9 protein-coding genes and 1 pseudogene are annotated in these 12,524 nt (G+C 30.6%); 4 read left to right on the forward strand and 6 right to left on the reverse strand.

Translation table 11 applies throughout. From position 1 onward, the window contains the following. The first annotated feature begins 201 nt into the window (after positions 1-201). The gene (gene megL, locus SPD90_RS09475; RefSeq protein ID WP_320925067.1) at positions 202-1,389 is read left to right on the forward strand and encodes a methionine gamma-lyase; all 1,188 of its coding nucleotides are present in this window, start codon (positions 202-204) and stop codon (positions 1,387-1,389) included. Positions 1,390-1,492: 103 nt separating this feature from the next. On the opposite strand, the gene SPD90_RS09480 is transcribed toward megL, so the two are convergent. The 5 genes from SPD90_RS09480 to SPD90_RS09500 form a co-directional block, all read right to left on the reverse strand. Continuing rightward, positions 1,493-2,368, reverse strand: a complete 876-nt coding sequence (locus SPD90_RS09480; protein ID WP_320925068.1) for a MerR family transcriptional regulator — start codon at positions 2,366-2,368, stop codon at positions 1,493-1,495. Between the two features lie 121 nt (positions 2,369-2,489). Then, positions 2,490-3,317, reverse strand: a complete 828-nt coding sequence (locus tag SPD90_RS09485) for an undecaprenyl-diphosphate phosphatase (RefSeq protein WP_320925069.1) — start codon at positions 3,315-3,317, stop codon at positions 2,490-2,492. A 131-nt stretch (positions 3,318-3,448) separates the two neighbouring features. After that, complete coding sequence (locus tag SPD90_RS09490) at positions 3,449-4,087, reverse strand: nitroreductase family protein (RefSeq protein WP_320925070.1); 639 nt, start codon at positions 4,085-4,087, stop codon at positions 3,449-3,451. A gap of 113 nt (positions 4,088-4,200) precedes the next feature. Next, entirely contained in the window at positions 4,201-4,464 is a 264-nt protein-coding gene (locus SPD90_RS09495) for a hypothetical protein (protein ID WP_320625801.1), read from the reverse strand. Between the two features lie 156 nt (positions 4,465-4,620). Then, positions 4,621-5,979 carry an alanine:cation symporter family protein gene (locus tag SPD90_RS09500; RefSeq protein WP_320925071.1) on the reverse strand — a complete coding sequence of 453 codons (1,359 nt, stop codon included), beginning with the start codon at positions 5,977-5,979 and terminating at the stop codon, positions 4,621-4,623. A gap of 391 nt (positions 5,980-6,370) precedes the next feature. Here SPD90_RS09500 and SPD90_RS09505 point away from each other — a divergent pair, with 391 nt between their 5' ends. From SPD90_RS09505 to SPD90_RS09515, 3 genes are all read left to right on the forward strand, one after another. Then, complete coding sequence (locus SPD90_RS09505; protein ID WP_320625803.1) at positions 6,371-7,666, forward strand: conjugated bile salt MFS transporter; 1,296 nt, start codon at positions 6,371-6,373, stop codon at positions 7,664-7,666. Between the two features lie 195 nt (positions 7,667-7,861). Beyond that, positions 7,862-11,554, forward strand: a complete 3,693-nt coding sequence (locus SPD90_RS09510) for an efflux RND transporter permease subunit (protein ID WP_320925072.1) — start codon at positions 7,862-7,864, stop codon at positions 11,552-11,554. A gap of 1 nt (position 11,555) precedes the next feature. Then, a complete protein-coding gene (locus SPD90_RS09515) occupies positions 11,556-12,143 on the forward strand; it encodes a TetR/AcrR family transcriptional regulator (RefSeq protein ID WP_320925073.1) in 588 nt (195 codons plus the stop codon). A gap of 84 nt (positions 12,144-12,227) precedes the next feature. Here the strand turns inward: SPD90_RS09515 and SPD90_RS09520 are convergent. Then, positions 12,228-12,524: pseudogene (locus tag SPD90_RS09520) on the reverse strand (molecular chaperone HtpG); the annotation flags it as partial.

Genomic DNA, 12,524 nt, shown 5'->3' on the forward strand with positions numbered 1-12,524 from the left:
ATATTATATTTTTATTTTTTCATATATTTTATATATTTATATTTAGTTAACATTTTATAATAGCTAAAAGCTATATCAAGCTATACTTTTTTAGTTATACCGATAGCACCCAATATCAAAGTACAATTATATTAAGAATTACTTATAAATTCTTTTAATTGAATAAATATTCATTTTTAAAAAATAAGGGGGTCTTTAATAATGAATAAAAAACAAGGATTTGCAACTACATCAATTCACGCTGGTCACCATAAAAACGCTGCTGGTGCTCTATCATTACCAATATATCAAACATCTACATTCGTATTCGATAATGCAGAGCAAGGTGGAAGAAGATTTGCAGGAGAAGAAGAAGGCTACATATATTCTAGATTAGGTAATCCAACTAATACAACTTTAGAAGAAAAGGTAGCTGCTCTAGAAGGTGCAGAAGCTTGTGCATCTACTTCATCAGGAATGGGAGCTATAGCTGCTGCATTGTGGACAGCTTTAAAAGCAGGAGATCATGTACTTGCTTGTGATACACTTTATGGATGCACTCAAGCATTACTTAGCAAGGGATTAACTAAGTTTGGAATAGAAGTTGATTTCGTTGATTTCTCTGATGTGGACTTAGTTAAAGCTAAAATTAAAGATAACACTAGAGTTGTTTACTTAGAAACACCTGCCAATCCAACTCTAAAAATATCTGATATAGAAGCTATCTCTAAAATAGCACATGAAAAAGAAGGCAGAATAGTTATGGTAGATAATACATTCTGTTCTCCATATATACAAAGACCACTTGAATTAGGGGCTGATGTCGTTTTACATTCTGCAACTAAATACTTAAACGGTCATGGTGATGTTATCGCTGGATTTGTAGTTGGTAGCAAGGAATTTATAACTGCAGTAAAAATGGAAGGTATAAAGGACTTCACAGGTGCTGTACTTAGCCCTAATGATGCATTTTTAATCAACAGAGGACTTAAAACTCTTCCAATAAGAATGGAAAAACACTGTGCTAATGCCATGAAGGTAGCAGAATTCTTGGAAAATCATCCTGCTGTAGAATCTATAGCTTATCCAGGATTAAAGAGCTTCCCACAATACGATTTGGCTAAGAAGCAAATGTCTCTTCCAGGAGCTATGATGTCATTTGAGGTTAAGGGTGGAATTGAAGCTGGAGCTAAATTGATGAATACTCTAGAGCTTTGTATATTAGCAGTAAGCTTAGGAGATGCCGAAACATTAATCGAGCATCCTGCATCTATGACTCACTCTCCTTGCACTCCAGAAGAAAGAGCTGCAGCAAATATCACTGACGGATTAGTTAGACTTTCTGTCGGACTTGAAGATGCCGACGATATAATCGCTGATTTAAAACAAGCTTTAGATAAATTAATATAAATTAAAAATTTTTAATTTGTATATGCACAAATAAATTCAATGTTTAATTAAACATATAAAAACTATGGAACTTAGATCTTGTTCTAAATTCCATAGTTTTTCGTTATTTTTGAGAGTTAAGATTTTCTACTTCAGGATATGCTTTGATTAGTTTCTCATTTGCAATTTCTAACTTCTTGTAGTACTCTGCATAGGAAGTACTCAGCTTTTTCATAGCAGGTATAAATACATTGTAGTATCCACTAGTGCTATTGAATTCAGTCAATTTTTTTTGAATCATATAAGCCGGTGAACTTTTATATTCATCAGATTTTTTATATTGAATATAAAATTCTAACATATCTTTATTTTCTTTTAAAAAATTATCTGTATCTTTAATTGATTTTTTAGTGTTGTTGTCGATTTCCAATATATTTTGCACACTAATGTGCTTCGTATTTTCTATAAGAAAATCCTCCAATTCCTCTGGCATATCTAAATTTGGAGCTTCATCTAAAAATTTTACTATCTGGTCATATGCCTCCTGTTGCTCAACTGTAGATATAGGCTCGTTTAGAAATGCAGAAAAATGAAGAGCTATAAACCTTCCATAATATCCAGGAAATGCTTCTAACAGTTTTTCAGTTATCGTCTTATTTTTTTCTATATTCTTTAACTCTTTTAAAATTTCGCCCGTATTTGCACCTGTGCTTATCTTATCTATCAAATTTTTCTTAGCACTTTCTGTGTTTAAATTCAGCTCTCTTTTGACAGCTATTTTATTTAGTTCTTCATTAGAATCGATTGCTCTTTTAATTTCATCCACACTCAATCCTAGTTTTCTAAGCATGGATATTTTCTTCAGCTTTTCACAGTCATCATCGCTAAAGTCTCTATATCCATTTTCCAAAATTTTAGGTGTTATTAATCCCTGCTCTATATAATATTCAATCGCCTTTTTTGTAACTTTAGCTTCTAGACATACATCCTTTATAAACATATTATCCCCTCCTCTCAATCATAATTTTAAACCGACCCCCAAGGTTCTAGTCAACAATATTTACACTAAAAAAGAGGCTATCTACATAAATAACCTCTTCTTGTAAAATTTCATATTATGTTTATCTTAAAAAGAAATAATAAACTAAAAGTATCACACCAAGTATTATTCTATACCATCCAAACGCTTTGAAGTCGTTTTTCTTTATGTAACCCACAAGGAACTTGATAGCTAGTATTGATACGAAGAATGCAACCACACTTCCCACTAGCAATATAACCATCTCAAAGCTAGTAAACGCCAATCCAAATTTAGCCAATTTAAGCACGCTAGCTCCAAACATAACTGGTATAGCTAAGAAGAATGTAAACTCTGCTGCTACCTCTCTAGAAACTCCTATAAGTAAAGCACCTAATATTGTAGCTCCTGAACGTGAAGTCCCTGGAAAAACTGCAGCTATTACTTGGAATAAACCTATTATTATAGCCATTTTAAAAGTTAAATGATCCATATCATCTACTATAGGCTTTTTACCTTTATTGTAATTTTCAATAACTATGAAGAATATACCAAATAAAATTAGCATTATAGCGACTGTTTGGAAGTTGTAAAATAGCTCGTTAACCTTATCATCAAATAATAAACCTATAACTGCTGCAGGTAGACAAGCAACTACTATTTTTATCCACATTATTATTATATTTTTTTGGACAAAAGGCTTTTTCTTAAATGAAAAAGGAAAAATTTTCTTCCAATATAAAACTACTACCGCTAAAATTGCTCCCAATTGTATAACAACAAAGAACATCTCTTTAAATTGAGGAGACATATTTAATTGTAAAAATTCATCAACTAAAATCATATGTCCTGTACTACTTATCGGTAGCCATTCTGTAATACCCTCAATTATACCTAAAATTATGGCCTTAAATATTTCTATAAAATCCATATTTCACCTCTCATTATCATTTTTATTTATTTTTCAATTTTTCCATTAAAATATCCTGCTATGACACAGGATATCTCTATATAGTATATCACCAAAATTAACTTTTTTTATTACAAAAATATTAAACTTTTCTAATCTATAAAGGTTACGACATCTTCTAAAGGAAGTCTCTTTGGTTGTGGCGCTTCTTTATCCTCTGGAACTCCGACTGGAACTAGCGCCATTAGTTCCCCTTCAGATTCATCGTGACCTATGATTTCGTATATTTTATCTTTAGAATGTATTGGACCTGTCATATAACAAGCTCCATATCCCATATTAGCAGCTGCCAATAGGAAATTTTCAATTGCAGCGCCTATAGTTTGTATTTCTGATTTACTAGAAATAGCTATATCGTACAAATCTTTACATTCTGGTTTATCGTTTAATATTTTATATTCAATACTTTTATATGATTTTGCATAGAATAAAACAAGAACTGGAGCATTTTTAAATACTGTATAATATTTTAAAAATTTGTTCATATTATCTCTATCTTTTTCTTCCTCAGCTAAATCGGCAATTTCTGTATGTCTATCTGCTACTACCTTAGCTATTTCTTCAATTTTATCCTTATTTGTTATTACTGTAAAATGCCAATTTTGTTGATTTTTAGCTGATGGAGCATAAGTCGCAGCCTTTAGCATCTCCATCAAATCCTCCTTTGGCACCTCTTGATCTTTAAATTTTCTTATACTTTTTCTCTTATATATAAAATCTAAATCGGCCATTTTTTCATCTCCTTATTTATAAAAAGTTTTAATAATAAATAATTATATCTAATTTTATATCAATTATGTAATTATTACTATAAACTTTAGAAATTTTAGTATTTTATTTTTTACTAAAGTATAAATTTAGTTATTTTTCCTTTTTCATCTTGTATAGTTAGAACTTCTAAATCAGGGTAATTTTTAAACAACCACTTTATTTCTGTCATAGTTTGATTTACTTGTTGTTTATTTAATTTTTTTATAAATAAACTCTGCGCTATTTCATTAAAATCTTTACCGTTGATAAAATTTCTTATAAATTTATACGCAATTGAATTTGGCACGTTGCTTACACTTTCTCTTGATCTTGAATTTTTTTTAGTATATATCTTCATGAAAAAACCTCCTAAATATGTATTTTTCTTCTATATATTTATTGTGGATGTTTTTCTTTTATGAAGAAAATTGATATTTATTTAAAAAAACCTATACGAGAAATCTCTCATATAGGTTTCGCTTTATAGTATTAATTTTTCTAATTTAAATATATTTTAAGAAGCTTTTCTATCTAAGCTGTCAAAATCATCATTGTCATTTATTATATAGTTTTTCCATTCTGTAAATGTGAATATCATAAGTGCAGTTACGTTTATTCCACAAAGAACAAATAAAAGTAAATCAACTGCCTCAAATACCACATTAGCTCCAAATACAGCTAAAGTTCCAGCTGCTATAACTAATGTTAGATATATAGCTATATTTCTGTTTATTGGATTGTTTTTAAATAATTTTGTCATATAGTAATATGAGCCTAATATAGTTGTCAGCGCTGATAAGACAGTAAATGCTGAAAATACTATTAGTCCAAAAGTACCTGTTACACTTTGTGCAGTTTCAAATAATTGAGTTAATCTAGTAACTGCATCTGCTGGGAATTGTATCATTCCATTTCTAACACCATATGATGCTATATAAGAAGTAACTATTATAGAAACTATTACAGTTACTATTGTTGGTATTAATGATATCATAGCTCCCTCTCTAGGTGCTGAGTCTGATTCTTGTGCTGCCATTGCTAAAGCTCCAAGACCAGTTTCTGCAGTTTGAATAATTTTTTGCATACCTAATATGAATCCTAGTGGAACACCAAACATAGCATTTACTGGATTTAACATACCGTCTATCATACCTTGTAAGTAAGTTGGAACGTAAGACGCTGTTTTTGTTAAAAATATTAAGAAGAATATAAAATATCCTGTTATTGCAGTTCCTATCATGTAAGTCATCGCACTCATAAATATCTCGTGTTTTTTAGATAATACCAATACTGCAATGACAGCTATTACCGGTATTACAATAAATAGATATCTCTGCATTAAAGTAGTCTCTATTCCCATAAATTTAGATGCAACTATCGCACTAACTGAGTCTATACCACTGAATTGGAATCCACCAAATCCGAATACTGCAAGTGCCACGAAGCACACAGCATATACCATCCCTAATTTTGGACTTATTAAAGATGAAATATATTCTTTTGGTGTTTTGCCCATTATTTTAGAATTTAAAGTTTCTGAATAAGAAACAGGAACCATTATACATGCTCCTATTAATGCCCATATTGCCATAGCCTCTATGTTATTTTGTCCGGCAGCTGATAATTTTGATAAAGCTCCCATGACACCTACTACAGCTCCTGTACCTATCATAGCACCTAGTGAAATTGCCGCTGGTCCTATTGCATTTTTAAGTGTTAATTTAGATGGTAAAGTTGCCTTTTTTTGAACTATAAATATAGTTCTTATAGAAGTTATCGCACCTACCACTAATATAAAAGGTAAAAATACAGGCCAAATAGCATCAGAAACATTAGTTATAATATGTTCTACTTGTAATAAAAAATTAGCCATTTAATTTCATACTTGCTACTGCTTAAATTTAATCAGTAGCTCTCCCTTCTTTAATTTTTCTTAATTTAGAAATTTTTACTTTTTATCGTTTTTCCTTGTACTTTTTCGACAATAATTTACTTTATTCGATATTTAATAATTTTATCAAATTGTAAATTTACATGTCAATATAAATTTTAAATCTGTGTTATTTATTATACTCAAATCTTTATTTTTTATAAAAAGACCTTTGATTTTTTATAAAAATATGCTATGCTAAAATTCCCTTGTATTAAAATTTAATTTTAATTTTAATTAAATATTTTTATTTAATTTATGTGTCTATATTAATGATTATTCGGCAATAATAATAAACAACACTTATATTAAAAACATAAAAGGAGAAATAATAATGGAAAATACAACTAACAAAAAACCATTCTTTTATGGTTGGGTAATAGTTGCGGCATGTATGTTAATCCAAGCTGTCCCTTATGGTATAGCGATGAATGTTCAGCCACAATTTATTAACTTTGTAACTAGTGGAGAAGGGTTTACATTAACACAATTCTCTTTATTATTTACAATAGGTACAATAGTATCAGCAATAGCATCACCATCTATAGGTAAAATGCTATCTAATCCTAAAAGCAATATAAAATTAATCTATGTAATAGGAGCTATATTATGCGGTGGTGGTTTCTCACTTTATGCATTTGCTGGAGGTAACTTATGGGCTTACTACGGTATATCGGCTTTAGTTCAAGTTGGTACTGCTATAGTATCTTCTATCGGTGTTCCTCTGCTTGTAAACGCATGGTTCAAAGAAAACAAAGGTATAGCTATGGGTATAGCATTCTGTGGTAGTGGAATTGGTAATATATTCCTACAACAAATAGCTGCTAGATTACTTAGTGATCCAAATTTCGGATATGCCAAAGCCTACTTTATATTTGGTATAATTTCGCTTATAGTTACTCTACCAATAGCTTTATTTTTAGTTAGATTACCTAAGAGCGAATCAGAATTAGTTAGACCTTCTTCTAAGAAAAAGTCTGACCGCGCTAAAGTTAATTTAAGTTCATGGGGATATACTCTTCAAGAAGTAACTAAAATGAAATTATTTTGGATATTAGCTACAGGATTTATCTTCGTAGGATTCTATGTAAGTGGTCTATCTATCCAATATATTTCTTATTTATATACAATAGGATTCGATGCTACATTCGTAGCAAATATAGGTTCAGTATTTGCATTCTTCTCTATATTTGGTAACTTATGTGGAGGAATATTCTTTGATAAATTAGGCATCAAAAAATCACTATTATTATCTGGTGCGATGGTTGTGATATGTTGCGTAAGCTTACTATTTGTAGGTTATATACCTGCTTTAGGATACTTATTCGCTGCATTTTTAGGTATATCTATATTTGCTTATATAATAGGACCTTCTTACTTAACAGGTGCATTATTTGGAGATAGAGAATTTGGTACTATATTAGGTATAGTTCAAGTATTCTTTGCCATAGGATATGCTATAGGTACAGTTCTTTTCGGACTTTCTGTTGATAACTTAGGATATCCAGTTTCTTGGATGATCACAATGGTTTATGCTATAATTGCATATTCTTGTTTATTAATCGCATCAATACGTATACAAAAACACAACCGAGAAGAAAATGTTACAGAAACAAAAAAAATAGCTTAATCTAAACTAAAATTTAATATATTAAAAAGATTTTTACCAGGGGAGTATTTTTTAATACTCCTCTTCTTATTTTTTATCTTGCATTATATTACATTATTTTACATTCTATTTATTTATGTTTTATAAAGTGATATACTTATACTGTTAACTGACTGACTGGTCAGTCTGTAAAAATTTTAAAGAGAGGTGAAGTAATTGTTACCAAAATTTAGTGTAAAAAAACCACTAACAGTATTCGTTGCCATAATTATGGTACTTGTTCTTGGTGTTGTTTCCTTTACAAAAATGACAACAGACTTGCTTCCTAGCATGAATTTGCCTTATGTAATTGCTTACACAACATATCCTGGAGCAAGTCCAGAAAAAGTCGAAAGTACTGTTACAAATCCACTAGAAGAAACCTTCGCCACAGTAAGTGGTGTAGAAAATGTTACTTCTGTTTCAAATGAAAATGTAAGTATTATAATACTTGAATTTTCACAAGATACTAATATGGATTCTGCAATAATAGATCTTAATGGAAAGGTCGACTTAGTAGAAGGATACTTCGATGATGCTGTAGGCTCTACTACTCTTATGCAGTTAAATCCAGATATGATGCCAATAATGATGGTCAGTGTAGACGTAGATGGAATGTCTATAGATGAGGTCTCTACATACGTCAATGACGAGGTTATACCTAATCTAGAGCGTATCGAAGGTGTAGCATCTGTAAGTGCTACTGGTCTTGTTGAAAATCAATTACAAATTACTTTGGACACAGACAAAATCGATTCACTTAATAAAAAAATTCAAAACAATATTAATTCTGAATTAGATAAAAAAGAATCTGAAATAGACAGTGCCTTATCAGATTTAGAAAAAAGCGAATCAGAGCTTGAAAGCCAAAGTAAAAAACAAATATCTCAATTAACTGAAGCCAGTGTTGAATTAGAATCAGGTTTAACACAATTATCATCTGCTATAGCTCAAATACAAATGATAGATTCAGTTGGAGATTCTGTAGATCCTGCTCTTTCTCAAGCTAAGCAAATGCTCAAAGAAGCTAAATCTAAACTAAAGGAATTTAAAGAGCAATTAAAAATAGCAGAAGAAGCTGGACTTGATACATCAGCTATCAAGGAAAATATCGCTGCATTAGAATCAACTATAAATACTATAGATGATACTATAAAAAATGCAGAAAAAGGTCTAGATGCTTCTTCAGCATCTGCTTATGAATTAAAGGCTAAGCAAAAAGAATTAAAAAACAAACAAAAAGAGCTTGAAAGCGCGAAATCAACACTAAATCAAGAGCTGACAAAAGCATCTATAAAAATAATCCAAGGTAAATCTCAGCTTGAAGCTGCTAAAAAGGAACTCGAAACTGCAAGAGAAGAAGCTTTAAAATCTGCAGATTTATCAACTAAGATTACACCTGAAATGATTAACTCTGTGCTTGCAGCAGAAAACTTCTCTATGCCTGCTGGATACGTTTCAGAGGATACATCAAAATATTCAGTTAAGGTCGGGGATAAATTTACTTCTATAGACCAAGTTGAGGATTTACTTCTATTCTCAATGGATGGTGTTGGAGATATCTACCTTAAAGATGTTGCCGATGTTAAATATGTAAATAATGTAAATGACTCTTACACAAATATAAATGGAAACCCTGGTGTAATGCTAGCTATAGAAAAAACTAGTACAGCTTCTACTGCCTCAACTTGTAAAAAGCTAAATGAAACTATTAATTCTATGACTAGTGACAATAATAAATTGCATATTCTTTCTCTAATGGATCAAGGAATATATATAGACATGGTTGTCGACAGTATATTAAAAAACTTAATGTACGGTGGTGTCTTAGCTGTAATAGTTCTTTTGGTGTTCTTAAGAAGCATTAAGCCTACTATAATAATAGCCTTCAGTATACCTATGAGTTTATTATTTGCAGTAGTTCTAATGTATTTCACAGGAATTTCTTTAAATATGATTTCACTATCTGGTTTATCTCTAGGTGTAGGTATGCTCGTAGATAACAGTATAGTTGTCATAGAAAATATATACAGGCTCAGAAATAACGGTGTAAGCAAATTCAAGGCCGCCGTCTACGGTGCAAAACAAGTTTCCGGTGCTATATTCGCATCTACCTTGACTACTATATGTGTATTCTTACCAATAGTATTTACAGAAGGTATAACAAGACAATTATTCGTGGATATGGGTCTTACTATAGCTTTTTCATTAATAGCAAGTTTAATAATAGCACTTACATTAGTTCCTTGTATGGCATCTAGAATTTTAACTTCTACAGATGAAAAAGAACATAGATTTTTCGATAAATTTGTAAATGGATATGAAGCACTATTAGAAAAGGCACTTGACCATAAAGCTATTGTACTTATAGGAGCATTACTGCTTCTATTATTCGCAGGGTTTAGCGTTACAAAAATGGGAACTGCATTTATGCCAGAAATGAGCTCTACACAAATGACAGCTACTATCTCTGCTAAAGAAGATCAAGAGCTTTCTGAAGAAGACTTAGAAAAATTAGGCGATCAATTTGTACAAAAGGTTAAAAAGCTTGAAGATGTAGAAGGTGTCGGAGCTATGAGCGGTTCTGGTGGTATGATGAGCGCTATGTCTTCTGGAAGCGACGAAAGTCTATCTGTTTACATTGTTTTAAAGGAAGATATGAAGCACACAAATAAAGAAATAGCAAAAATGATAAAAGATGAGACATCTTCTATGAACTGTGATATATCAATTTCTGAGTCCACTATGGACATGGGAAGTATGCTAGGCTCTGGAATAAGTATAGAAATTAAAGGAGATGACCTAGATAAGCTTCAAGATATATCAGCTGATATGACTAAATTATTAAATTCAATTGAAGGTGTCACAGATATAACTAGTACTTTAGATAATGCCGAAACTGAACAACGTATCTCAGTTGACAAAGAAAAAGCTATGAAATACGGTCTTACAGTCGCACAAGTATATGAACAGGTTTCTAAAAACCTAAAAACAGAAACAAATTCTACGACTATAACTTCAAACGATAAAGATCTATCTATAGTTATAAAAGACAACAAAGAAACAACTGTAAAGGACTTAAAGCTTTTAGATATAAAAGGAACAAAAGACAACGAAGAAGTCACTATAAAATTAAATAAAATAGCTACTATAACAGATGCTACTACTCCAGCTTCAATAAACCACAAGAACCAAACTCGTTACATGACAGTATCAGCATCAGTCGATGAAGACCACAATATAGGTCTAGTCAGTCGTGAGGTTCAATCAAAAATCGATGATTACAAAATTCCTACAGGATATAGCATTGATTTAACTGGAGAAAGTGAAACTATAAATTCTACAATGAGGGATTTAGTTCTTATGATACTTCTTGCTATAGTATTTATTTACCTAATAATGGTTGCTCAATTCCAATCATTGCTATCTCCATTTATAGTAATGTTTACTATACCTCTAGCCTTCACAGGTGGTATATTGGGATTATTAGTTACTAGACAAATACTAAGCGTTACATCTATGCTAGGCTTCTTAGTACTTGCAGGTATAGTCGTTAATAACGGTATAGTTTTCGTAGATTATGTAAATCAACTGAGATTAGATGGATACGATAAACGAGATGCTTTAATTCAAGCTGGTAGAGACCGTATCAGACCAATACTTATGACTGCAATGACTACAATACTTGCGATGTCGACTATGGCATTTGGTGTAGGTATGGGCTCTGAATTATCTCAAGGTCTATCTATAGTTACAATAGGTGGTTTATTGTACGCTACATTATTGACACTATTTATAGTTCCAGTTTTATATGATATTTTCCAAAGAAAAAAAATGAAAAATATCATTATAGATGATGAGGAGGATTAATATGCATTATGCCGAAAAAGAGCTTTTAATATTTAAGGCATTTAAGGATATTCTTTATTCTGATTCTGATATAACTAAAATTACTGTATCTGAAATTGCAAAGAAAGCAGGAATAGGAAAGGGCACAGTATATGAATATTTTGAAAGTAAGGAAGAGATTATAGCAAAATCTTTAGTATATAATTTTTATGAGGAAGTTAATATTTTTTCAAGTAAAATTGATGAAAATCTTACATTTAAAGAAAACTGCTATATATTATTTGATTTCTTGACAAATAGGGTTATAGCTATTTCTCCATATTTTCAATTACTTTCTAGTAACCTTAAAATTAAGGAACTTTGTAATTATTTAAAGAATGACTCTATATTAGATAATCTAAAAAATGATCTTGATTATGTAACATCAAAAATTATATCTATAGGTATAACTGAAGGTATAATCAAAAAAAATGACAATAAAGATTATCAAAAGTTTGTAATTAGAAGTGCCTGCAGTGGTATCGCAAATTCAATCTGCGAAAATAAATCTACAGATTTAGAAATTTGTAAATCCTATGCTTATGAATTTATAAAAAGAGCATTAAAATAAAATTAAAACGGGGCTATGATATTTTCACATAGCCCCGTTTTTTGTTTAGTTTATATTATGTAAAAGCTTTAGAGGAAAGCTAATTTATAGTGATATTACTCTAGTCATTAGTTCATTACTTCTCTTAATAAATAAGTCTAATTCATCTGCGCTTAATTCTTTATTAGCAAGTAATGCTAAGTCTACTATTTGATTACAGATTACTTCTACGTCTTCTTTCTTACCTTCGTCATCCTTCATAGATAATACCTTTTGGATTAGAGGGTTCTTGTCGTTTATAACTAATGTTTTTTCTTCATGTAAATCAAATCCATAGTTAAGGTCATTAAATCTCTTTTGCATTTCCATCATTCTTCTAGATTCTTCTGAAATCAATATAAC

It is taken from the genome of Intestinibacter sp., assembly GCF_034113885.1.
GTDB lineage: Bacteria > Bacillota > Clostridia > Peptostreptococcales > Peptostreptococcaceae > Intestinibacter.